This is a genomic window from Hymenobacter sp. YIM 151500-1, assembly GCF_025979885.1.
GTDB lineage: Bacteria > Bacteroidota > Bacteroidia > Cytophagales > Hymenobacteraceae > Hymenobacter.
In genome coordinates this window covers 564,683-588,857 of record NZ_CP110139.1, presented here as the reverse complement: position 1 = coordinate 588,857, position 24,175 = coordinate 564,683, and the positions used below count along the sequence as shown (strand labels likewise).

The window sequence follows — 24,175 nt, the reverse complement described above, 5'->3', positions numbered from 1 at the left end:
TTTGTTACGTTGGATAGTGATTCCGCTGGGATTCGAACCCAGGACCCATACATTAAAAGTGTATTGCTCTACCAGCTGAGCTACAGAATCAGAAAGCCCTTTGGGCGGCTATTTTGCCGAAGGGAGTGCAAAAGTAGAGCAAGCCGTGGAGTAATGCAAGCTGGCCGGCAATTTTGGCGTTGGGAAAGCGGCCACCCGTGTTTCTTGCCGGCAGCTCATGCGGCAATAGCCGCTCTGGGGGCGGCGCAGCTGCTTTTTCTACGCAGTACACCGTCGCTGCTGGTGCGGCCTTGCTTGATGGGGCTGGCCTGCATTGCACGGCCAGCCGCTGGCAGGTGGTGCTCTGAATCGGCGTAGGCGCAGGAACGTTGTGGCGCTCTTTGCTTTGCTGGCGAAGCTGCCACGTATATTTTCGGCCTTCGTATTTCCCAGCTGCTTGGGTTTCCTGCGGCCGAGGCGGTACCTGAGCCGTGCACGTGCCTTTTTGGTTCCGTAGCCACGGCCGGTAGCTTCTGCGCTTCACGGCATTTTTCAGCTTTTCTGCTTCTATGCACGAAATTGAACTCATCACGGCCCTGCTGATTATCATTGTCCTGCTGGCCGTTGTGGCCGACCGGTTCAAGGTTCCGTATCCTATCCTGCTGGTGCTGGTCGGCAGTGCCATCGGGCTGGTACCGGGCCTGCCGCACGTGGCCCTGCCCCCCGACCTGGTATTTTTCGTGTTCCTGCCCCCGCTGCTGTACTCGGCGGCCTGGCAAACCTCTTGGCCCGACTTCAAAGCCGCCCACCGCCCCATTGGGCTGCTGGCCCTGGGCTGCGTGCTGTTCACCACTACGCTGGTCGCGGCCGTGGCCCACTACGCCCTGCCCGGCTTCGACTGGGCCACGGCCTTTGTGCTAGGCGCCATCGTCTCGCCCCCCGATGCCGTGGCTGCCGCCGCGGCCCTCAAAGGCCTGCCCGTGCCCAAGCGGGTGCTGACCATACTGGAGGGGGAAAGCCTGGTGAATGACGCCACCGGGCTGATTGCCTACCGCTACGCTGTGGCGGCCGTACTCACCGGGCAGTTTGCGCTGGGGCCGGCCAGCTTGCAGCTGCTGTGGGTGGCCGCCGCCGGCGTGGCTATTGGCTGGCTGCTGGGCCGGGTGGTGTACTTCGCCCACCTCCACACCCATAACAACTCCGTGGTAGATACCAGCCTGACCCTGCTCACGCCCTACGTGGCCTACGTGGTGGCCGAAGAAGCGCACGTGTCCGGGGTGCTGGCCGTCGTGACGGCGGGCTTGGTGCTGAGCCGGCACCAGGCCCGCATTTTCTCCCACGAGGGGCGCCTACAGGCCTACGCCGTGTGGAATGCGCTGGTTTTTCTGCTTAACGGTGTGGTGTTCATCCTCATTGGCTTGCAGCTACCCACCATTATGGAGGGCGTGGGGCCGGCCGCGTGGAGCCACCTGGTGGGCTACGGGGCCCTGATTAGCCTCACCGTGGTGGTGGGGCGGCTGCTGTGGGTGTACCCCGGCACCTACCTGCCGCGCTGGCTGAGCCACCGCATCCGGGAGCGGGAGCCGCGGCCGCCGGTGGCGCTGGCTACGGTAATAGGCTGGGCGGGCTTGCGCGGGGTGGTGTCGTTGGCGGCGGCCCTGGCCCTGCCCCTCACCCTGCCCTCGGGGGCGCCTTTTCCGCAGCGCAACCTGATTTTGCTGCTCACCTTCATGGTGATTTTTGTGACGCTGGTGCTGCAAGGGCTGAGCCTGCCCCTGCTGATTCGCGTTTTGGGCATTCGGGAAGACGGCCAAGCCGGACGGGAAGAACATGCCCTGCGCCTGCACCTGGCCCAGCAGACGGCCGCTTACCTGGCCGGACCGGCCGCCGCTGCCCAGGCTCCGGCTGAGGTGCTGGTCCGGATGCAAACCCGCTACGAGCACCGCCTGCACCGCTTGCAGCAGCACCTGCCCGACGCTCCGGCCGGCCAGCAGCCGGAAGCGCCGCCTACCCTGACGCCCTTCCAGCAGCTGCAGGAAGCCGTCATTCACTTTGAGCGGGAGGTGCTGGAGCAGCTGCGCCGCGAGCAAAACACCAGCGAAGAAGCCTTGCGCAAGCTGGAAAACGAGCTGGACCTGGAAGAAGCCCGCCTCACCCTCGACAAAGGCTAGGTGCTACGGTACACCATGCATACAAGCAGTAAATCTTGCCTCGTCGGCTCTTGAAAAGGCTTATAAAAAGCAAAACCCTCTTAGCCAGATGCTAAGAGGGCGGTAGTGATTCCGCTGGGATTCGAACCCAGGACCCATACATTAAAAGTGTATTGCTCTACCAGCTGAGCTACAGAATCGTTTTCTTTGCGGTCAGCAAGCCATTTTTGCTGATTGTGGCACAAAAGTAGACGGCTCTGGTTAATCGTGCAACTGTTTTGCTGAAAAAAGTCCAGCTTTTTTTTCTGTTTCTGGCGCTGTTTTGCCAAGGCGTTCAGGCCCAAAAAGTTACTCCCAGCCTCATTAAGGCCGATTCTTTGTTCGAGGCCGGGCGGGTGGCGCAGGCCTATCCGCTGTACCGGCAGGCGCGGGAGCAGGACGGGGTGCAGTCGGCGCGGCAGCTGCTGCGCATGGCCTACGTGCAGGAGGAGCTGGGGCACTACCCGGCGGCCTTGTACTACCTGAGCGTGGCCCAGCTCTGGCAGCCCCGCCACGATACCTGGCAGAAAATGGCCGACCTGGCGCAGGAGCACCGCCTCACGGGCTACCCCAACACCTGGCGGCAAAACCTGGCAATTACGTTTCAGCGCTACTACTACCGGCTGCTCCAAGGGCTGCTAGTGCTGGCAGTGGTGGGCGGCACCTTGCTGCTGGTGCGCCGCCGCACGGCGGGCCGCATCTGGTGGGGCGCCTACGCAGCCTACCTGGTGGGAGTAGGGTTGTTTCTGAATCTGCTGGCACCCGGCCGCGTGGGCCTGGTGGCCCGGCCGCGGGTCCCGCTCATGGCCGGGCCCAGCGCCGGCGCCGCCTGGCTGACCACCGCCGCCGCCGGCGACCGGTTCGAGGTGCGGGGCCAGCAGGACATCTGGTACCGAGTGCGCTGGCAAGGCCGCGACGCCTACATCCGCCGCCCTGATTTGCTGCTGGTGGAATGAGGAAATGAGTGGATGGGTAAATGAGTGAATGAGTAAATGAAGGTCGACGGGCAACCCCAACGGGGCGACATATCGGTAGCTTAGATCGAGTGAAAAGAACCGAGAGCCCCAGCGGGGCGACACAACCGTCTGCGGACGGTGGGTGTCGCCCCGCTGGGGCTTTGAACAACTAGGACTTACTGATTTCTACCGACATGCCGCCCCTCCGGGGCTATCCAGTCACTCATTTCCTCATTTCCTCATTTCCTCATTTCCTCATTTCCTCATTTCCTCATTTCCTCATTTCCTCATTCACTCATTCACTCATTCACTCATTCACTCATTCACTCATTCACAACCGAAAGTCCGGCTCTTCCTTGCGGAAGTGGTTGAGGACGAGCTTGTCGGTGAGGGCGGGCAGCCACTTGTTGAGGAAGACGGTGAGCTTGCCCTGGCGGGTGAGCACCAGGTCGCGGCGGCGGTGGCGCACGGCGTGCAGCAGGTGGCGGGCCACTTCTTCGCTGCTCATCATCTGCTGCTCGTTGCGCGGCGACTCACCCTGGGAAGTGCCGTCGGCGGCCAGGGCCACATTGCGGATGTTGGAGCTGGTGAAGCCGGGGCAGGCCAGCAGCACGTGCACACCCTGGGGCAGCAGCTCGGTGCGCAGAGCCTCCAGAAACCCGTGCATGGCAAACTTGGAGGCCGAGTAGCCCGTGCGGGCCGGCAGCCCCCGGTAGCCGGCTATGCTGCTGATGCCCACAATGGAGCCACGGGCCTGCGTGACGTAGGACAAGGCAAACTTGGTGGTGTACACCGTCCCGAAGAAGTTGGTTTGCATAAGCCGGTGAATCACGTCGAGGTCGGCGTCGCGGAACAGGGCACGCATGCTGATGCCGGCGTTGTTGATGAGCACATCCAGGCGGCCGAAGTGCTGCACGGTTTCTTCCACGGCGCGGCGGGCGTCGGCTTCCACGCCCACGTCGGCCTGCACGGTGAGGTGGGCAATGCCCCGGCCGGCCAGCTCCTGGGCCGTGTCGCGCAGGCGGGCTTCGTCGCGGCCGGTTACCACCACGCGGGTCCCGGCCTGCCCAAACGCCAGGGCCGTAGCCCGCCCGATACCCGACGAGCCGCCCGTAATCAGCACGACCTTATCCTGTAGTGAAGTAGGTTGCATAGGGTGCAGCTTGCAAGTGCGCTTTCGGCCTGAATGTTGCGCAGGCCGAAAGGGCGCAAAACTACGCTTTTTTGCCTGGGAGCTGCGCCGCGCCGCTGAACGGGACAGGCCGGAATATCGGCGTAATCTGTCTACATTTAGGGCACTTTCGGCTTCTATCCTTGTACCTGGTTCCTGGTTTCTATGACGCTACCTTTACCCCGGCTGTTTTCCCCATATCGTCCACTCATTCCGGCCCTGCTGCTCAGCCTGGGGCTGCTGGCTTCCGGCGCGGCCCATGCCCAGCAGGCCGCCTGCCCGCCAGCTACGGGCTTCTGCACCATCAGCACGGCGGTGCCCACCACGGCGGCTTTCGGCATGGGCATCGTGAACGTGACGCTGGGCAGCCTCAACAACACCACGCCGGCCAGCGCTGACGGCTCCTACCGGGATTATGCCTGCACCCTGGCCCCGGCCCAGCTCACGGTGGGGACTGATGCCGCCCTGAGCGTGCGCACCAACCCCAGCGCCGACGAAAACGTGCGCGTGTGGCTGGACCTCAACAACGACGGCACCTTCAGCCCCACCTCCGAGCTGGTGTTCAGCTCTGACGCCAAGCGCCTGCACACGGGCACCATTCGCCTGCCCAGCTCTACCGTTACGGGGGTGCGCCTGCGCCTGCGCGTGGCCGCCGACTACGCCAACTCGGCCGTGCCCACGCCCTGCTCCCGGCCCGAATACTCGCAGATCGAGGACTACGCCATCATTGCCAGCCTGCCCACCGCGGCGCCCGTGGCCGAGTTCGTGGCCAATCAGCCCCAGACCTGCTCGGGCACGGTGCAGTTTACGGACCAGAGCCAGAACGCGCCCACCAGCTGGCTGTGGAACTTCGGCGACGGTGCCACCAGCACCCAGCAAAACCCCAGCCACACCTATACCACCGCCGGCACTTACACCGTCACGCTGACGGCCACCAACAGCCAGGGCAGCAACACCCGCACCCGCACCAACTACGTGGTGTACAGCGCCCAGGCGCCGGTGCGCGCCACCTGCACGCCGGCCACCGCAGCCTACTGCTGCAACTACGGCATCACGCAGTTTGCCCTGGGCACGTTCAGCAACACCTCCGCCGACGGGCGGGCGGGCTACGAGGACTTCACCTGCGCGGGCCAGATTTCGGTGACGGAAGGCGTCCGCTCGACCCTGCGCCTGACCACCAGCCCCACCAACCCCCAGGACACCCGCGTGTGGCTGGACCTGAACAACGACGGCACGTTTGCGGCCACTGAGCTGCTGTTTCAGGCCCTGAACACCACCAACCCCACCGGCCAGGTGCTGATTCCGGCCGGCACCCCGCGCAACCAGCCCCTGCGCCTGCGGGTGGTATCGGACTTTGTGGGCTCGGGCTTCACGGCCTGTGCCGGCGTGCAGCTCGGGCAGGCCGAAGATTATACCGTGGTGGTGCAGCCCAACACCTCACCGCCCGTCGTGGCCTTTACTTCCAGCTACGTGCCGGGCTCCTGCCAAACGCCGATTCGGTTTACCGACCAAAGCCAGAACGCGCCCACCAGCTGGCTGTGGGACTTCGGCGACGGCAACACCAGCACCCAGCAGAACCCCAGCCACACCTACACCGCCTCCGGCACCTACACCGTGCGGCTGACGGCTACCAACGCCTTCGGCTCGGCCTCGGCCACGCTGGCCTCGCCGGTGGTCGTGACGGTGCCGTGCCTGACCTACTGCGCCTCCACGGGCCAGGCGTCCAGCAACTTCTGGATTACGACGGTACGGCTGTCGTTGAACGGGCAGACCACGTTCACCAGCAACTCCGGCGCCGACGCCAACGGCTACGGCAACTACCTCGACCGGGTGATGCAGCTCCAGGCCGGCACCAGCCCCACGATGACCGTAACGGGCAACGCCTCTTTTCAGCGCAGCACTTCGGTCTGGATTGACTTGAACGGGGATGGGTTCTTTGCCACGACGGAGCTGCTGGCGAATACCAGCGGCGGGGAGCCGGCCAGCTTCACGTTTGCGGTGCCGGCGCAGTACCGCGGGCCGGCCCTCACGCGCCTGCGCCTGATCAGCCGCCTCAACTTCAACCAGGCGGCCGCCTGCGTGACCAACCAGTTCAACGCCGAAACCGAGGACTACACGGTGCGGATAACGGGGGGCACGACCACCAACACGCAGGCGGCCCTGCACCTGCCGGCCCTGAGCGTGTTTCCGAACCCCACCGCCGACGGCCACCTGACCCTGCGCCTACCCGACCCCACGGCGGCCGGCCTGTACACGGCCACCGTCGAAACCCTGCACGGGGCCCAGGTGCTGACCAAGGCCCTGCGCCTGAGCCCGGCCACCGATGCCGCCCTCGACCTGAGCGCCCTGCCGGCCGGCGTGTACGTGCTGCGCCTGCGCGACGCGCAGGGGCGCGAAGCCATCCGCCGGATGGCGCGCGACTAACCCCGCCTATCGGCGGCCGGTCCGGCGCGGGCCGGCCGCTTTTCTGCTGACTACCTCTTTTCTTCTTGCTTTCTATGCATACACGTTTACTGCGGCGCGGCTGGCTGGTACTGCTGGTGCTGCTGGTGGGGCTGAGCCGTCCTGCCGCGGCCACGCACCTGCTCGGCGGCGAAATGAACTATAAGTACCTCGATGCCAACGGGCCCGCCACGGCGCCCTTCCGCTACCAGGTAACGGTGCTGGTGTATCTGAACAAGGAATTCGGCTCGGCGGCCCCCGACGGGCGCCCCGACATCAGCATTGCCTTCTATAACAAGTCGCAGAACGGGGCCCGGATTCTGAACCTGACCGTGCCGCGCACCAGCTTCGCCGAGATTACGCCGCCCACACCGGGCACCTGCACGCTGCCGGGCAGCGCCCCGCCGCGGGTTACGCTGGCCAAGTACGTCACCACGGTAAACCTGCCGCTGTCGTTTGACGGCTACTACGCCGTGTACACCGACATTGCCCGCAACGTGGACGTGACCAACCTGTTCAACCCGGGCAACACCAACATGACCCTGTACACGGACATGGCCCCGCCCCTGCTGCCGAACACCTCCCCGGTGTTTTCGGACACGGCCGTGGCCGTAATCTGCCAGGGCGACACCAGCATCCTGCTCAACAACGCCTACGACGCCGACGGCGACCGGCTGATTTACTCGTTTGGCACGCCTTACCAGGGCAACCCGCCGTTCGGCAACTTCGCGCCCCCTCCCCCACCCGTGACGTACGCGGCCGGCTACAGCTTTGCCCAGCCGTTTGGGCCCCAGGGCTACGCGGCCCTCAATGCCAGCACCGGCGTAAGCCGCTACCTGTCGCCCATGCTGGGCAAGTTTGTGGTGGCTGTGGATGTGAAGGAGTACCGCACCATCAACGGCCGCGACGTGCTGGTGGGCACCACCCGCCGCGACATTCAGCTGGTATCAAGGGCCTGCCAGCCCAACCGCCCGCCCGTGTTTTCGGCTCCTACCGTGCAAGTCAAGAACTACACCGTGGAGGAAGGGCAAACGCTGAACTTCAACCTGACGGCCACTGACCCCGAAGGGCAGCGGCTGACCATGAAAGTGAACAGCGTGCTGCTGGACGGGCCCGGCCCCTTTGATGCCACCCTGGGCGGCAACCCCGGCACTGTGCCGGCCGGCAACCCCACCGGCTCGGTTTCAATAGCGGGCACGGGCACCGTAACGGGTGCCTTCCGCTACAACGCGGCCTGCGGCAACGCCCGCGCCACTCCCTACGACGTGGTAGTAACCGTGACCGACGATGCCTGCGGCAGCAAAACTATAGCCGAGGTGTTTCGCATTACGGTGACGCGCGCCGCCGGCCCCAACCGCATCCTGGGCGACACGGTGGTGTGCGACCGAAGCCAGGCCATTCAGTACACGGCCGGCGGCCCCACGGCGGCCAGCTACCGCTGGACCGTACGCGGCGGCACGGTGCAGGGCTCCAGCACCGGCAGCTCGGTGCGGGTGCTGTGGGGCTCCGGCACCACGGGCACGCTGGTGCTGCGCGGCGTATCGAGCCTGGGCTGCCCCACCGACTCCGTAACGCGCCCCGTGGACCTGCGCCCGGTTTCGACGCTGTCCATTAGCGCCGGGGTGAGCATTTGCCCCGGCACCAACACCACGCTTACGGCCAGCGGCGGCGCCAACTACACCTGGACCGGGGGCGGGCAGAATTTCACCGGGGCCAGCATCACGGTGGCGCCCACCCAAACTACTACGTACACGGTGACGTCGCAGGAGGGAACTTGCACGGCCAGCCGCCAGGTGACGGTGACGGTATTTCCGGCGGCCGTGGCCCAGGCCGGAGCTAACCGGGCGGTGTGCCCCCAGGAAGTTACGACGCTGGGCGCCGCGGCCGTGGCCGGCTACACCTACCAGTGGAGCCCGGCTACCGGCCTGAGCAGCACCACTGTAGCCCAGCCGACGCTGACGCTGCCCAACACCACCGCTTCGCCCCAAACCTTCACGTACACGCTGCGCGTGACGACGGCCCAGGGCTGCTCGGCCACCAGCACCGTAACGGTAACGGTGAACCCACCGGCCCTGGCCAATGCCGGCCCCGACGCCAGCGTGTGCAGCCAGCAGCGCCTGCGGCTCGGCACGGCCGCCGTGGCCGGTTATAGCTATGAGTGGAGCCCAGCCACTGGCCTGAGCAGCACCACCGCCGCCCAGCCCACCCTAACGGCCCCGCGCGCCACCGGCAGCGCCCAGCTGCTGACCTACGTGCTGAAAGCCACCACTGCCGCCGGCTGCGTGGCCACCGACACAGTGCGCATCACGGTGAATCCCCAGCCCGAACCCGACAACATTGTGGGCAGCCGCTCGGTGTGCCCCACGGTGCAGGGCGTTGCCTACACCATCGACAACCCGCGGGCCACGGCCTACCAGTGGCTGGTGGAGGGCGGCACACTGGTGAGCGGACAGGGCAGCGCCAGCATCACGGTGAACTGGGGCGCGGCCAGTGCCACGGCCCGCGTGCGGGCTTTCCGCCTCAGCGCCCAAGGCTGTTCTTCCGACACAGTTTCCCTGCCCGTGCGTATCAACCCCATCCTGGCTACGGCTACGCCTACGGGCCCGGCGCGGGTGTGCCAGTCGGGTGGGCCGTTCACCTACCAAACTCAGTTTACCAATGGCTCGGTATACGCCTGGCAGATACTCGGCGGCACGCAGGTGAGCACCAGCCAGGGCGCCGTGCAGGTGCGCTGGACGCGGCCCGGCGTGGGCAAGCTGGTCGTGACCGAGTCGAGCAACCCGGCCGGCGGCGTGTGCCGGGGCCAGAGTGATACGCTGTACGTGACGGTGCTGCCAGGCCCCGACGCGGGCCTGGCCCTGGCCGGCCCCAGCCGGGTGTGCGCCCAGGCCGGCGGCACGCTTACCTTCTCCCTGCCCGGCGCGGCTTCTTCCACCTATGCCTTCACCCTGAATGGCACGGCCCTAACGGGCGGCACGGCGGGCTCCATCACCTTGCCCGTACCGGCCGTTAGTGCCACGCCCTACACCATCACGGCTCAGGAAACCAACGCCAACGGCTGTGCGGGCCCGGTGTACTCGAAAACCTTCGTGGTAGCGCCGCCGCTGGCCATTACCGGGCCGGCCAACTACTGCCCCGAAGCCCGCACCGGCCTTACGTACTCAGCTACGGCCTTCACGGGCGGCGTGTACCAGTGGACGCTGACCGGCGGCACCATCGTGAGCGGGCAGGGCACCAGCTCGGTGCGGATTGACCTGCCGGCCGGCACCAGCGCCGCCACGTTGCAAGTCACGGAAACCACCAGCCAGACCTGCGCGGCCACGTTCACCATCCGCCCCGACAACGCTACGGTGAGCCTGAGCGTGGCCTCGGTAGCGGCCGGCGACAAGAGCATTACGCTGGCCCTTACGGTGCCCAACGTGGCCGGCAATACGGGCCGCGTGAACATTTTGCGCCGCGAGGCTGGCAGCACGGGCGCCTTCACGACCGTGGGCTCGGCAGCCAACACGGCTACGTCGTATACCGACAACACCAGCGTGGACGCCGACGCCCGCGCCTACCAGTACCGCCTGGAGCTGACCAACGGCTGCGGCACGGTGCTGGCCAGCCGGGAGCACACCACCATTCTCACCAAAGCCACCGGCACCGAGCCCACCGACACCCGCCTCACCGGCAAAACTGAGGTAACGTGGACCGCCTACCAGGGCTTCGCGGTGAAGGAGTACCGCGTGAGCCGCGTGGTCGACAATGGCCCAGCCCAGCTTGTAGCCACCGTGGCCGCCGGTAGCCCGTTGCGCGCCGAGTTCCAGCTCAGCAAGGACGGCTTCAACCAGTGCTTCCGGGTGGAGGCCGTCAGCACCGACGCCCAGCCTCTGCTGGCCCGCTCCAACGATGCCTGCGTGGACTTTGCCAACCGCCTCGGGTTCTATAACATCATCACGCCCAACAACGACGGCAAAAACGACGTGCTCATCATCGACAACGTGCAGCTCTACCCCAGCAACACCCTCACCGTGTTCAACCGCTGGGGCAAGCAGGTGTACGAAACCCGCAACTACCGCAATACCTTCGGCGGCGACAATTGCAGCGCGGGCATGTACTACTACCTGTTTAAGCTCCAGGACGGTACCAGCTACAAAGGCTGGTTTGAAATAGCCCGCTAAGTACTCCTAACTCATTTAGAAGGCCGCTCGGAGATGACCGAGCGGCCTTCTCTCTTTATTTGAAAGCTGTAAGCACTAAATAACTGAAGCTGCGCTTCGGGGCCGCTGTGCTTACCTGAAATCAGCCCAATCGGCAAAATCTGTGCTTACCTTTGCCCGCGTGAGTAAAGCCAAGAAAATTCCGGCGGAGGCGCTCCGCAACATCGAGATTCAGGACATGGTGGCCGAGGGCAAATGCATTGTCCGCCACGACAACCTCGTCATTTTCGTGACGCAAGTAGCCCCCGGCGACGTGGTGGATTTGCGCATCACCAAGAGCAAGAAAAGCTTTCTGGAAGCCGTGCCCACGCACTTCCACAAGTACTCGGAACTGCGCGTGACGCCGTTCTGCCAGCACTTTGGGGTGTGCGGGGGCTGCAAGTGGCAGCACCTCGGCTACGAAACGCAGCTGCAGTACAAGCAGCAGCAGGTCACGGACACGTTGCAGCGCATCGGCAAGGTGGCGCTGCCCGAAATCCAGCCGATTCTTGGTTCGCCTTCGCAGACCTACTACCGCAACAAGCTGGAATTCACGTTCAGCTTTATGGGCTGGCTGACGGAAGACCAGATCAAAGACGAAAGCCAGCAGTACGACCGGCGCGTGCTGGGCTTCCACACGCCCGCGCGGTTTGACAAGATTATCGACATCGAACACTGCTGGCTGCAGCCCGACCCGAGCAACCAGATTCGCCTGGCCATCCGCGACTACGCGCGGGAAAACATGCTGCGCTTCGGCAACATCATCAAGCAAACCGGCCTGCTGCGCAACCTCATCATCCGCACGGCCAACACCGGCGACCTGATGGTGATTCTGCAGTGCTACCGCCAGCACCAAGCCATCGAGCCCCTGCTCGACTACCTCCACGAGCGGTTCCCGCAGATTACCTCGCTCAACTACGTGCTCAACGACAAAGGCAACGAAACCTTCCACGACCTGGAAGTGGTGTGCTACCGCGGGGAGCCCTACATTCACGAGGAAATGGAAGGGCTGCGCTTCCGCGTCGGCCCGAAGTCGTTCTACCAAACCAACTCCGAAGGGGCTTATAACCTCTACAAAGTAGCCCGCGACTTCGCCCAGCTCACGGGCCAGGAGCTGGTGTACGACCTCTACACCGGCGCCGGCACCATTGCCAACTTCGTGGCCCGCCAGGCTCGGCACGTCATCGGCGTGGAGTACGTGGAGCAAGCCGTAGCCGATGCCCGCATCAACTCGGAAATCAACGGCGTGACGAACACGGAGTTTTTCGCCGGCGACATGAAGGACGTGCTTAGCGCCGAGTTCATCGAGCAGCACGGCCGCCCCGACGTAGTCATCACCGACCCGCCCCGCGCCGGCATGCACGAGGACGTAGTGCGCCGCCTGCTCGACATGCGCGCCCCGCGCATCGTGTACGTCAGCTGTAACCCCGCCACCCAGGCCCGCGACCTGGAGCTGCTCGACGAAGCGTATAAAGTAACTCGCATGCAGCCCGTGGACATGTTCCCGCACACGCACCACGTGGAGAACGTAGTGGCGCTGGAGCTGCGGTAGGGGCGCGTCGTACGCCGGCTCTGGTGGCGACCAGCCAAGTAAGCCACACCAGGAATGGCTAACTTTTCAACCTAGATAGAGTGTTATAAACTGGTTGGGAGTAGCGTGTAGAAACCAGGCGCTTCTACACGCTACTCCCAACCAGCTTACACCACTTTGATATTACTTTTCCAGAAAGCGGCCGTTGTACTTAACATACGCCACTCGAACAAATCCTACAATTTTTCATATATTATATTTATAATTTTGCTTGGATGCACATAATTTTATATCCGTAGGATTCCTTGTAAATACGGCGTATTAGCTATTTTAGCCTATCCACAACCAAATCCTTTCCACCATGTTCAAGCACATTGTAAAGTCAGACACATTTGGATTATCCAAAACACTCGGCTTCGTCTGCGGCGCGGCGCTTTTGTTTTCTTGCGAGTCCAACGTGAAAGAAGAAGTGGCTCCGGCCGCTATTCAAAAAGAGGAGCTGGCCAAGCTCACCGATTTCCTGGCTACCTCAACCGGCGTCAAAGCGGACAACATCGTATTTGATGCCGCCCACAAGACCTTCGTTCTGGATGGGGACGTGCTGATTACGGAAACCGATGCCCGCGAGCGGATGGCCGCCGGCCAGGCTCCGCAGGGTGAGCACTGGCGCGGGAATTACCTGGTGTCCAACACGTACGTAACTAACATCGACTACTTCATTGAGTCGAGTGTGTCGAGCGCCTGGAGAACGGCCACCCGCCAGGGCATTGCCAACTGGAACGCCGTGAATGGCACCAGGCTGTTCTTGCGGGAAACCACCACCCGCAGCCAGGCCGACGTAATCGTGAATACCAGCTACGCAGACGCCAACTGGATTGCCCAGGCTTACCTGCCGTACTCCAACGGTCGCCCCGGTAACACGGTCACCATTAACACCAAATACAACTCGCTGGATGCCAGCCGCAAGCAGTTTGCCATGACCCACGAGATGGGCCACATCCACGGTCTGCTCCACACCAACCAGACCCAAGGTGTGTTCATTCCCGGCACGCCCTCTTCGGACCCCAACTCGGTGATGAACGCATCGGTGCTGGCCTGGCAGGGATTCACTGCCGGCGACATCCTGGCCACGCAGATTATCTACCCTGAGTAGGTACCTCCCGCTTTGCGCTGCCCCCCCAGGAGGTGCTCCGCCGCTCGTTCGGTGGGGCACCTCTTGCCATTTGTACCGGCTGTATTGGTGACTTTGTGTAAGCTTTGCATCTGCAGCCTGCGACTACTAGTCAACAGTCACCGTTTACAACAGCACAAAATATCTGTCTACAAATGGACTACACCAACGACCCTGAACTCAACGGTAAATACCTCGGCACCATCACCAAGGACTTCGCTACGGTTTCTGACACGCTCAAGGAAGCCGCCTACCAAATCCGGAAGCGCGACATTTCCAAGTATCCGATTTTCGTTTTTGCCCGCCAGGAAGTGCCGCTGGGTGGCTTGCTGGTGAATGCCGACGAGCTACACCTGGAGTGGCACGTGTTTGCCAGCTACCTGGAGCTGCTGGTGCAGCAGCGCGTTGTAGCTCCGGACAAGGTGGAGGATTTTCAGAGCACTTACAAAGACGCCGACGAGTACTGCTGCCTGTTTGTGCTGGATGAGGAGTTTACCAACTTCGTGTACGTGCCCTACCCGGAAGACTGACCACTGATTGCACGGATGTTGAACGGATTTCACGGATCTTGTAGCTGGTGCGCAAGTCAATTATTAAACTTTTAATGAAAAAGGGCTTACTACGCGGCAAGCCCTTTTTTGCACTCAGGAAAAAGCAGAATATAACCCGTCTACAAAATCCGTGTAATCTGCTCAACATCCGTGCAATCAGTGGTCAAAATGACTGAACCCTTGGGCGCGTAATGGCACGGGCTGGCCGGCTTTGGTAATCAGGTTGGCGCCTTCGCTCTGGTCGACCATGTGGCCGATGATGGTGATGTCGGGGTGGTTTTTGATGCGGGCGTGGTCGGCGAGGGGCACAGTGAAGAGCAGTTCGTAGTCTTCGCCGCCGTTGAGCATGCACATGATGGGGTCGAGGTTGAACTCGTTGGCTACTTCCAGGCTGGGGTTGGCAATGGGCAGGTTCTCGGAGAAGATGCGCGCCCCAGTACCGCTGGCCTGGCACAGATGCAGCACCTCTGAGGCCAGCCCATCCGAGACATCAATCATGCTGGTGGGCCGCACGCCCAGCTCGCGCAACTCGTGAATGATGTCCATGCGCGCCTCGGGGCGGAGCTGGCGCTGGAGCACGTAGGGGTACTTGCTTAGTTCGGGCTGGGTGTCGGGGTCGGCTTGCCAGGCTTGCTTTTCGCGCTCCAGCACCTGCAGGCCCAGGAAGGCCCCGCCCAGGTCGCCGGTTACGCAGAGCAGGTCGTTGGGGCCGGCGCCGGAGCGGTGCACGGCCTGGCCGGCCTCCACCTGGCCCAGAGCCGTGATGCTAATGACCAAGCCAGCGCGGCTGTTGGTAGTGTCGCCGCCCACAATGTCGACGTTGTAGGCCTCGCAGGCCAGGCGCATGCCCTGGTACAGCTCTTCCACGGCTTCTACCGAGAAGCGGCCGGGCAAGCTCAGGGCCACTACCAGCTGGGTAGGCGTGGCGTTCATGGCGGCAATATCGGACACGTTCACGGCCACGGCTTTGTAACCCAGATGCTTAAGCGGGCAGAAAGTAAGGTCAAAATGGACGCCTTCGACCAGCAAATCGGTGCTGACGACAATGTGATGACCGGCCGAAGGCGCCAGCACGGCCGCGTCGTCGCCGATGCCAAGCACGGTGCTGGGCTGGTGCAGCTGAATCGTGTCCTGAATGCGGCGAATCAGGCCGAATTCGCCGATTTGGTGGAGGGGCGTGATGTCGCTCATGAGTTTCGGAAATATGAGGCGCAAAGGTATAGCTACGAGTGAGAATGGTTTGTGGCGTGGTTTCTCGCAGGGTTTCGCAGTGTAAAAACGCAGTGTTGCGCAGTGTTCAATCGTCAGCACACTGCGAAACCCTGCGGGAAATTTACGAGCAACCCTATCTTGCTAACGAACGTTAGGAACCATATCTTTGACGAGCTGTTTACTACAACATGGAATCCACTGTTCCCACCCTTTCGCGCAAGGCGCAAATCGACTACACGGCTACGGTGTTGTTCCGGGCACGGGGGTTTGCGGCTACGAGCATGCGGGAGCTGGCTACGGCCCTGGGCATTGAGGCGGGCAGCATCTATTCCCACATTAAAAGCAAAGAAGAGATTCTGCACCGCATCTGCTTCCGGCTGGCCGATGCGTTTTTTGCTGGCTTCGAGGAAGCGGTGCTGAATGAGGAGCTGCCGGTAGCCGAGCGCCTGCGCCGCGCCATCGAGAGCCATGTGCAGGTGCTGACCCAGGACGTAGCCGCTTCGGCCGTGTTTCTGCACGAGTGGCGCCACCTGTCGGAGCCCGCCCGCACCGAGTTTTTGCAACTGCGGGAGCGGTACGAAGCCGGCTTCCGCCAGCTTATCAGCCGCGGAGCCGCTACCGGCGCCCTCCGCGCCCCCGACCCGGCCTTTGCTACCCTCACCTTGCTGGCCAGCCTCAACTGGCTGCCCACCTGGTACCGCCCCGACGGCAAGCTTACCCCCGAAGACATAGCCCACCGGCTGACTGACCAGCTGCTTTTAGGTTTAGAAGTTGAGAAGTTGGGAAGTTAGAAAGTTGGCAGTCGACCATCTTTTCATGCTTCTACTTCAAAACTTCCCAACTTTCTAACTCCCCAACTTACCAACTTCCCAACTTCCACCATGTACGGCTCCGCTTCCACCCACGACCTGCCGGCCCAGGCTACTACCGGCCTCGAAAACGAAGACCCGATTTTGCTGGCCGAGTTTGAGGCCCGCATTGCTCGGGGCGAGAAAATCGAGCCCAACGACTGGATGCCGGCCCTGTACCGCAAGCAGCTCATCCGCATGATTGAGCAGCACGCCCACTCCGAAATCATCGGCTCCCTGCCCGAGGGCACCTGGATTACGCGCGCCCCCGGCTTTCGGCGCAAGATGGCCCAGATGGCCAAGGTGCAGGACGAAGTAGGCCACGCTCAGCTCTTGTACTCGGCGGCCGAAACCCTGGGCAAGACGCGGGAGCAGATGCTGACCGACCTCATCAACGGCAAGTCGAAATACTCCAACGTCTTCAACTACCCCACGCCCACCTGGGCCGACTCCAACGTAATTTCCTGGCTGATTGACGCCGGCGCCATCGTCAACCAGATGGCCAACGCCAAGGGCTCGTACGGGCCCTACTGCCGGGCGCTGGAGCGGATTTGCGCCGAGGAAGCTTTCCACCTCAAGTACGGGCACGACGCCGTGGTGCACATGGCCACGGGCACGCCCGTGCAGCGCCGCATGATGCAGGAGGCCCTGAACCGCTGGTGGCCCGCCATCATGACCTTTTTCGGGCCGTCGGACAAGATGAGCGTGCACACCGAGATTCTGATGCGCTGGAAGGTAAAAATGGCCTCCAACGACGCCTGCCGCCAGCAGTTCCTCGATATGTACGTGCCCAAAATCTGGGAAATCGGCCTGACCCTGCCCGACCCCAACCTGCGCAAAAATGAGGACGGCGTGTGGGAATTCACCGAGCCCGACTGGGACGACTTCAAGCGCGTCATCAACGGCGACGGGCCCTGCAACCAGGAGCGCCTGGCCGTGCGCCGCGCCGCCGAGGAAAACGGCGCCTGGGTGCGCCGGGCCCTGCTCACGCCCAAAGCCCAATACGTAAAGCCGCTGGCATAAGCAGTTTATAAGTTGAGAAGTTAGAAAGGTAGAAAGTCGGCAAAAGGCTAATTCATAACTTTTTAACTTCTCAACTTTCTATCTTCTCAACTTCCCATGTCCCTCTCCTCTCTCGACCCGCGCATTGCCCGGCTGGGTTTGCCGGACGCTCCGCCGCCCCCGCCCGATAAGCCGGCGCTGGACCAGTTCCAGACCTACGAGGCGTTTCACCAGAAGAAAGAAGGTACAGCGTATACCTACGTGGGGCCGGTGCACGCCCCGGAAGCTGATGTGGCGTTTCTCTTTGCCAAAGAGCAGTACAGCCGCCGCTTTCCGTGTACGGGCCTGTGGGTGGTGCCCACCGATGCCATTCGGGTGTCGGCGTACGTGGGCGACCAGGAGTCGGTGTACGACACGGTGCCGACAGCGGCTTCTTCGGTGGGGGAAGAATTTGAGATTTTCCATCTGAAAAAGCGCGGTAAAGCCCACGTGCACGCGGGTACGGTGCGGGCCGCGTCGGCGGAAGAGGCGTTGCAGCAGGCCAAAGCAGCATTTGGCGAGCAGCGGCCGGTGGTGAACGTGTGGGTGGTGCGCTCCGCGGACGTACTGCGCTCCGACGAGGCGGACCGGGACATGTGGACCACCACGCCCGAAAAGAAGTACCGCGACGCCATTGCCTACAAAGTGCAGGACCGCATCGACCGGTTTAAAAAGGAGGGTCTTGGGGACTTAGGGGCTTAGGGACTTGGACTGCTTTCCTGCTCTTGGCTTACCTGTTTTCCTTAGCACTCTTCTGCCCAAAATCACCACGACCCGATGCCCCCAAACCTCCAAGACCCCACGCTTGATCTTCTGTACCGCCTCGCCGACGACCAGCTCATTCTGGGCCACCGCAACTCTGAGTGGAACGGGCTGGGGCCGATTCTGGAGGAGGACATTGCCTTTTCGAGCATGGCCCAGGACAAGCTGGGGCACGCCTTGCAGCTTTACACCTTACTGCATGAGCTAGGCGAGGCCGAACCCGACACGGTGGCCTTTACCCGCAACGCCCCGCAGTTTCACTGCTGCCAATTGGTGGAGCTGCCCATCGGCGAGTATGATTTCAGCCTTATCCGCCACTTCCTGTTCGACCACGCTGAGCTGCTGCGCTTCGAGGCCCTGGCGGCCAGTTCCTACGAGCCCCTGGCCCAGGTGGCCCGCAAGCTGAAAGGCGAGTTGAAATACCACGTGCTGCACGCCAACACCTGGGTGAAGCGCCTGGGCACGGCCACCGAAGAAGCCATCGGCCGTATGCAGGGGGCCTTGGAATTCACGCTGCCCTACGCGCTGGGCATCTTCGAGAAAACCGCTCAGGAAGAAGCTATTGTGGCCGAGGGGCTGTTTATTGGGGAGGATGAGCTGCGCGCACGCTGGGAAGAAAGCATTACGCGGGTGCTCCGTCAAACCGCCCTGGAGCTGCCCGACCTGCGCACCCTCACGCCCGTGCTGGGCGGCCGCCAGGGCCAGCACACCGAGCACCTCCAGCCCCTGCTCGACGAAATGGCCGAAGTGTTCCGCCTCGACCCGACCGCAGATTGGTAAGAGTTGTCATTTCGAACGTAGTGAGGAATCTGGGTTTCCAAGCTAGCGTTTCATCCTGTCTTTACCCAGATTTCTCACTACGTTCGGAATGACAACGGAAGCCGACATCCTGACCTGGCTGGAAGCCGTAACGGACCCCGAAATTCCGACCGTTTCGCTTGTGGACTTGGGCGTGATTCGGGAGGTGCGGGTGCAGGCGGACGGCAGCGTGCACGTGCGGCTGACGCCCACCTTTGCCGGCTGCCCGGCCATGGACTACATGCGCCGCGACGTGGAAACCACTTTGCGCGCCCACGGCGTGCCTCACGTCACCACCGAAATCAGCTTGCAGGAGCCCTGGACTTCGGACATGGTGACGGAGCGGGGGCTGGAAGGCCTGCGCCGGCACGGCCTGGCCACGCCGCCCAAGCTCGACGGCGCCCTGCTCGACCTCGACATTCTGGAGTACGCCGAGTGCCCGCGCTGCCACCAGCACAACACCGAGCTACGCACACCCTTCGGCGCCACGCTGTGCCGCGCCGTGCACTACTGCCACAACTGCCGCCAGCTGTTCGAGCAATTTAAGCCGGTGTAGCTGCTCAGTGTCTGGGCGGCCTGGAGAGGATGCGGGGCGCAATCCATCTGCCCCATACGGTAACCAAGACCCGCAACTTACGCTATGCCGTCTTCTGCGCCCGTGTTGGTTACGGGCTCCTCTGGCCGGCTGGGCCGCGAAATCGTGGTGCTGCTGCGCGCCCGTGGCTACGCTTGCCGCGGCGCAGACCTGGTGCCGGCTCCTACGACGGACTGCCTACTCGACATCCGGGATGCTGACGCCGTTTTGCTGGCGACAGCCGGCGCGCAGGCCATTATCCATACGGCCGCGCTGCACGGCCGGCAGTACGAGCTGGGCGTACCGCGCCTCGATTTCGTCCGCACCAACATCGAAGGCACGCTGCACCTGCTCAACGCCTGTGTGCGGCACGGCATCAGGAAGTTTCTTTACACCAGCACCACTTCTATCTACGGGCAGGCCATGGTGGCCCCCGACCGCGCCGTGTGGGTGGATGAGGAGCTGGTGCCCCAGCCCCGCGACATTTACGACATCACCAAGCAGGCTGCCGAGAATCTGTGCCGGGACTTTTTCGAGAAAGATAACGTGCAGACAGCGGCGCTGCGGGTGGCGCGCTTTCTGCCCGAACCGCCCAACCTGACTGCCAACCACCGCCTGTACCGCGGCCTGGATGAGCGCGACGGAGCAGTGGGCCACCTGCTGGCCCTGGAGCACGACTTTGCCGGGTTCGAGGTATTCAATATCTCAGCGGGCAGCCCGTTTCAGCGTGAAGATGTGGAGCTGCTGAAGCAAAATCCGGCCGCTGTTCTTGCCCAGCGGCTGCCCGACGCCCTACCGGTGTATGAGCGGCTCAGCTGGCAGCTTCCCCATTCCATCGACCGGGTGTACAGCATCGGGAAGGCGCAGCGGGTGCTGGGGTACCGGCCGCAGTACACGGCCGCGCACCTGCTTCGGAAGGCTTGGCAGAGCACCTTACTCTCGGACGAGAAATAGGATAATTAGTGAGTTGATACTGAGTTTGTTTTCTGAAAAACGCCGCGCTATTGATTGTTTTTTGGTATACTTTCGTTGGGATGCACCTACGATACTTGTAATTTCTGTATGACGAAGCAGTTTGTCTCCCTCCTGCTGGTTGTGGCTAGCCTTTCTCTGTTCAGCTGTAACCGCACTCCCAAGCCCGTTGACCCGGCCTCGGCCCAGGCTGTTAAAGTGCAACTGGACATCCTGCGCGACACGGTGGAGTCGCGGTGGAGCGAGATGGTGGCCTCCGACGACGCCAAGATGCGCGCGACCCGCCAGCTGCTGCGGGAGCTGACCGCCCAGCCCGGCGCCGACCGCAGCCAGCTGGCCCAGCTCCAGTACGCCAACGACCGGTTGCCCCGCCGCCGCTACACCCAAACCAGCATGGCCGAGTCGGCCCGTATCGACGCCTACGACACCGCCCAGGACTCGCTGCTGCGCGTAGTGTATGCCTTGGCCCTGCCCAACGGCCGGGAACCCGCCGCGCCCGTCAAGCTCCTCACCGACCAGATTCAGACGGCCGACAGCGAAGTAGTCAGCTTCCGGGTGCGCTACGACCAAGCGGCCACCCGCTTCAACAACTACCTGCAACTGCACACCGCCGAGCTGGAACAGCTGGGCGGCAAGTACAGCAAGCTGCAACCCCTGCCTTTGTTTACGCTCCAGAACTAGGCCTCTACATTTTGCCTTGGCCTGCGGAGGAATCTGACCCTGTTCTTGGGGAACCAGTTTTTTTTGCAGTGTACAACCTTTCTGCTATCCCCTATCTCTTATTACTATCTCAAACCTTTAAACTTGTTTAACTATGCGTCGTGTCAGCACAGTTCTTCTTATTGCAGCCTTTTCACAAATGGCTTTCACGTGCGAGCTATCACCCGCGCCACCTACACTAGCGTGTGCAATGGTGGCCACCGTGCAAAGCCCGGACCCGCAGCAGAGCCCGTTGCTGCTCGTTTTAGAAGATGGCCAGAAGCTCCGGCCCGTCGGCGCCCAGTGGGATAACTACTGGAACACGTTGTCTACTACGCCCGAACGGGTTACTATCTCCTTCGAGCTAGTGAATAACCAGTCGGCTAACTCGTGGAGAGACGCGCACATTACCTGCGTTCAGTCACTATAACAGCACACGGAGTGAGTGACCAGTACTTTTTCAACGAAAGAAAACGGCCCCGCCACCAGTAGCGGGGCCGTTTTGTATTCCATTATTCCGTGGCATACGGTTTACAGCCGCGTCATTACGTGGCGCACAAGTTGGCGGCGAGGGCACGTGGGGGCTTGGTATTTTTTCAGCCGACGCAACCCCGCTGGGGATTGGCCGGTCATGCCGCCGAACCTGTTAACCCTTTTCCTATGAAAAAGAACTCAGCCGTAACTCCACTAACTAATCTGCTGGCCGTCTGTACCCTGGGTTTTTCCTTGGTGGCCTGTGGTCTGTTTCCCACCGAAACGCCGCGGCCCGATTATCCTGGCCGCGGCGGAGCAGGCCGCGACACGGTGCGCGTTCCGGTGCCCCCGCGCGACACGACACGTACTCCCACCCCTCCGCGCGACACCGTGCGCGTTCCAGCCCCGCCCCGCGACACCGTGCGCACTCCTACGCCGCCCCGCGACACTACCCGTGGCCCGCAAACTCCCCCTCCTGGCCCTCGCCCCGATACTACCCGCCATCAATAAGAAGCAGGGTGAAGCTAAAAACTGATTGACTGCTGTAGAAACGCAACCAGCTTCCAAGCGGTATCATCTGGTTTCAAACCAAAAAAAGGGTCGGCTAAGCCGACCCTTTTTTGCTGCCAGGCAACTAGCCAATTACAGCCGCGCCATTTCGTCGCGCACGAAATCGGCGAGGCTGCGCAGGTACTCGGTGCTGAAGTCGAAGCGGATGCCGGCGGCCTCGTAGATGTCGCCGATGGGAGCGGTGTAGCCCAAGGCCAAGGCCCGCTGATAGGCAGCCAGGCCCTCCTGCGGGTTCTGGCGGAAGTTGCGCCACACGGCAATGGCCCCGAGCTGAGCCATAGCGTACTCGATGTAGTAGAACGGCACTTCGTAGAGGTGCAGCTGCTTCTGCCACAGGTAAGGCTTCACGTGTTCGAGGCCCTTCCAGCTCACCGTGCGCTGGTTGAACTCGTCGAAAACCTCCGTCCAGCGCTGGTGGCGCTCCGCCTCCGTGTGCCGGGGGTGCTCGTACACCCAGTGCTGAAACTTATCAATGGTGGCCACCCAAGGGAAGGTTTCGAGCACGCTTTCGAGGTGGGTCTTCTTGGCACGGCGCAGTTCATCTTCGTCCTCGAAAAACACGTCCCAGTGGTCCATGCTCATCAGCTCCATGCTCATCGACGCCAGCTCAGCCACCTCGGATGGCGGGTGCTTGTCGGCCGACAGCGGGAGGCGGCGGGTGAGGAAGGAATGCACGGCGTGCCCGCCCTCGTGCAGCATGGTCACCACGTCGCGCAATGACGACGTAGCATTCATAAAGATGAAGGGCACCCCGGTTTCGTCCAGCGGGTAGTTGTAGCCGCCGGGGGCCTTGCCCTTGCGGCTTTCCAGGTCGAGGTGGCCCATCTGGCGCATGGTGCGCAGGCACTGACCCAGGAAGGGGTCGAGGCGCTCAAACACAGTCACGGTTTTTTCCAGCAGCTCCTCCCCCGTCTCAAACGGCCGCAGCGGCGCTTTGCCGCTCACGTCTACATCCAGGTCCCAGGGCCGCAGCTCGGGCAGGCTCAGGTCCTGGCGGCGCTCCAGGTCGAGGTCGTCGATGAGCGGCACCACGGTTTCGCGGATGGCCCGGTGGAAGGCAAAGCAGTCCTGGGGCGTGTAGTCGAACCGGCCCAGGGCGGCAAACATATAGTCGCGGAAGTTGGCGAAGTCGGCGTTCAGCGCCACTTGGTGGCGCAGGTCAATCAGCTCGGTGAACAGCTTATCGAGGGGTTGGGCATCCTGCATCCGCCGGGCCTGAATGGCCCGCCAGGCTTCTTCGCGCACGGCCCGGTCGGGGCTTTTGAGGCGGTCGGCGGCGCGGGGCAAGGTCAGCTCCTCACCGTCCAGGGTCACGGTCATGGCCCCGGCAATGGCGGCGTACTGCTGCTGCTTGGTGCTGATTTCGGTTTTGAGCGGAATGTTCTCGGGCCGGTAGATTTCCAGGGCCTGCCGCACCGAGCGAATGAAGACGCGGTACCGCTCGGGGTCGAGGCCGGGCAAGAACTCCGACTGCATCATCTTCTCGTTGAGGGCGTGGTCGTAGGGCGCCACGTTGGGCTCAATCTCGCTCACGAAATACTGAAACGCCTCGGACCGCTCCTGGCTTTGCGTGTCGCAGGTCATGCGGATGTAGCGCCAGGCCAGGTCCTCGCTCAGCACGGCCTCCAGCTCCGAGCGGTCCAGCAGCCAGCGTTCCAGCTCGGCTGCCGAACCAATGGCCCGGTCGCGCAGCTCAACGAAATACGGCTCAATGCTGGCCCAATCGGTTACCTGGAACGACTCGGGCAGGTACTTCCGGGGCGGACGCTGGGTGTCGGTGGCCAGGTCGGCGGCCGGAACAGCAGCAGTGGCAGCAGAAGGGAAATGTGTCATGGACGGAACAAAAAAATGTGCGGGCAGCCCGTTGACTTCCCGGCTTCGCCAAAGCAAAAGCGGTTCAGCCAAAACCCGGCCCCCTAATACTCCGGCCGGTGGGCTAAGGTTGGCTGATGTGCCAAACGTAAGGCCCTGTTCTCGAAATAGGTACTTGGTAGTGAACAGCAGGTGGTTAGCTGTCCGGCCGCTGACTTTCCGCCGGCTCCCTGGGCAGCCAG

At 62.6% G+C, this 24,175-nt stretch carries 18 protein-coding genes and 2 tRNA genes; 15 read left to right on the top strand and 5 right to left on the bottom strand.

Features of this window, described 5'->3' with window-relative positions; translation table 11 throughout:
- Nucleotides 1-17 precede the first annotated feature (17 nt).
- A tRNA-Lys gene (locus tag OIS53_RS02315) sits at nucleotides 18-90 on the bottom strand.
- Nucleotides 91-548: 458 nt separating this feature from the next.
- On the opposite strand from OIS53_RS02315, the gene OIS53_RS02310 reads away from it, so the two are divergent.
- Complete coding sequence (locus OIS53_RS02310; RefSeq protein ID WP_264680778.1) at nucleotides 549-2,150, top strand: Na+/H+ antiporter; 1,602 nt, start codon at nucleotides 549-551, stop codon at nucleotides 2,148-2,150.
- 106 nt (nucleotides 2,151-2,256) lie between these two features.
- Here the strand turns inward: OIS53_RS02310 and OIS53_RS02305 are convergent.
- Nucleotides 2,257-2,329 (bottom strand) — tRNA-Lys (locus OIS53_RS02305).
- A gap of 78 nt (nucleotides 2,330-2,407) precedes the next feature.
- Between OIS53_RS02305 and OIS53_RS02300 the strand changes: the two genes are divergently transcribed.
- Nucleotides 2,408-3,124, top strand: a complete 717-nt coding sequence (locus tag OIS53_RS02300; RefSeq protein ID WP_264680777.1) for an SH3 domain-containing protein — start codon at nucleotides 2,408-2,410, stop codon at nucleotides 3,122-3,124.
- A gap of 331 nt (nucleotides 3,125-3,455) precedes the next feature.
- On the opposite strand, the gene OIS53_RS02295 is transcribed toward OIS53_RS02300, so the two are convergent.
- Nucleotides 3,456-4,277, bottom strand: a complete 822-nt coding sequence (locus tag OIS53_RS02295; protein WP_264680776.1) for an SDR family oxidoreductase — start codon at nucleotides 4,275-4,277, stop codon at nucleotides 3,456-3,458.
- Between the two features lie 183 nt (nucleotides 4,278-4,460).
- On the opposite strand from OIS53_RS02295, the gene OIS53_RS02290 reads away from it, so the two are divergent.
- From OIS53_RS02290 to OIS53_RS02270, 5 genes are all read left to right on the top strand, one after another.
- Entirely contained in the window at nucleotides 4,461-6,719 is a 2,259-nt protein-coding gene (locus OIS53_RS02290) for a GEVED domain-containing protein (protein ID WP_264680775.1), read from the top strand.
- A gap of 74 nt (nucleotides 6,720-6,793) precedes the next feature.
- On the top strand, nucleotides 6,794-10,900 hold the full coding sequence (locus tag OIS53_RS02285; RefSeq protein WP_264680774.1) for a T9SS type B sorting domain-containing protein: 4,107 nt from the start codon (nucleotides 6,794-6,796) through the stop codon (nucleotides 10,898-10,900).
- A gap of 160 nt (nucleotides 10,901-11,060) precedes the next feature.
- Nucleotides 11,061-12,470: a 23S rRNA (uracil(1939)-C(5))-methyltransferase RlmD gene (rlmD, locus tag OIS53_RS02280; protein WP_413775173.1), complete on the top strand. Its 1,410-nt coding sequence runs from the start codon at nucleotides 11,061-11,063 to the stop codon at nucleotides 12,468-12,470.
- Between the two features lie 436 nt (nucleotides 12,471-12,906).
- On the top strand, nucleotides 12,907-13,602 hold the full coding sequence (locus tag OIS53_RS02275; protein ID WP_264680773.1) for a zinc-dependent metalloprotease: 696 nt from the start codon (nucleotides 12,907-12,909) through the stop codon (nucleotides 13,600-13,602).
- Between the two features lie 173 nt (nucleotides 13,603-13,775).
- Nucleotides 13,776-14,150, top strand: a complete 375-nt coding sequence (locus tag OIS53_RS02270) for a hypothetical protein (RefSeq protein WP_264680772.1) — start codon at nucleotides 13,776-13,778, stop codon at nucleotides 14,148-14,150.
- Nucleotides 14,151-14,327: 177 nt separating this feature from the next.
- Here the strand turns inward: OIS53_RS02270 and thiL are convergent, their stop codons facing one another.
- Nucleotides 14,328-15,362: a thiamine-phosphate kinase gene (gene thiL, locus OIS53_RS02265; protein WP_264680771.1), complete on the bottom strand. Its 1,035-nt coding sequence runs from the start codon at nucleotides 15,360-15,362 to the stop codon at nucleotides 14,328-14,330.
- Between the two features lie 209 nt (nucleotides 15,363-15,571).
- Here thiL and OIS53_RS02260 point away from each other — a divergent pair, with 209 nt between their 5' ends.
- From OIS53_RS02260 to OIS53_RS02225, 8 genes are all read left to right on the top strand, one after another.
- Nucleotides 15,572-16,174, top strand: a complete 603-nt coding sequence (locus OIS53_RS02260; RefSeq protein WP_264680770.1) for a TetR/AcrR family transcriptional regulator — start codon at nucleotides 15,572-15,574, stop codon at nucleotides 16,172-16,174.
- 90 nt (nucleotides 16,175-16,264) lie between these two features.
- Nucleotides 16,265-17,254, top strand: a complete 990-nt coding sequence (paaA, locus tag OIS53_RS02255; protein ID WP_264680769.1) for a 1,2-phenylacetyl-CoA epoxidase subunit PaaA — start codon at nucleotides 16,265-16,267, stop codon at nucleotides 17,252-17,254.
- Between the two features lie 96 nt (nucleotides 17,255-17,350).
- Nucleotides 17,351-17,974 carry a phenylacetic acid degradation b gene (locus OIS53_RS02250; RefSeq protein WP_264680768.1) on the top strand — a complete coding sequence of 208 codons (624 nt, stop codon included), beginning with the start codon at nucleotides 17,351-17,353 and terminating at the stop codon, nucleotides 17,972-17,974.
- Nucleotides 17,975-18,049: 75 nt separating this feature from the next.
- Entirely contained in the window at nucleotides 18,050-18,814 is a 765-nt protein-coding gene (gene paaC / locus OIS53_RS02245) for a 1,2-phenylacetyl-CoA epoxidase subunit PaaC (protein WP_264680767.1), read from the top strand.
- Between the two features lie 88 nt (nucleotides 18,815-18,902).
- Nucleotides 18,903-19,388 (top strand): 1,2-phenylacetyl-CoA epoxidase subunit PaaD, encoded by a 486-nt coding sequence (gene paaD / locus OIS53_RS02240; protein WP_264680766.1) that lies wholly within the window; start codon nucleotides 18,903-18,905, stop codon nucleotides 19,386-19,388.
- 84 nt (nucleotides 19,389-19,472) lie between these two features.
- Nucleotides 19,473-20,360, top strand: a complete 888-nt coding sequence (locus OIS53_RS02235; protein WP_264680765.1) for an NAD-dependent epimerase/dehydratase family protein — start codon at nucleotides 19,473-19,475, stop codon at nucleotides 20,358-20,360.
- Between the two features lie 141 nt (nucleotides 20,361-20,501).
- Nucleotides 20,502-21,059, top strand: a complete 558-nt coding sequence (locus tag OIS53_RS02230) for a hypothetical protein (RefSeq protein WP_264680764.1) — start codon at nucleotides 20,502-20,504, stop codon at nucleotides 21,057-21,059.
- Between the two features lie 678 nt (nucleotides 21,060-21,737).
- Entirely contained in the window at nucleotides 21,738-22,061 is a 324-nt protein-coding gene (locus OIS53_RS02225) for a hypothetical protein (protein WP_264680763.1), read from the top strand.
- Between the two features lie 132 nt (nucleotides 22,062-22,193).
- On the opposite strand, the gene OIS53_RS02220 is transcribed toward OIS53_RS02225, so the two are convergent.
- The gene (locus OIS53_RS02220) at nucleotides 22,194-23,954 is read right to left on the bottom strand and encodes a M3 family oligoendopeptidase (protein WP_264680762.1); all 1,761 of its coding nucleotides are present in this window, start codon (nucleotides 23,952-23,954) and stop codon (nucleotides 22,194-22,196) included.
- Nucleotides 23,955-24,175 lie beyond the last annotated feature (221 nt).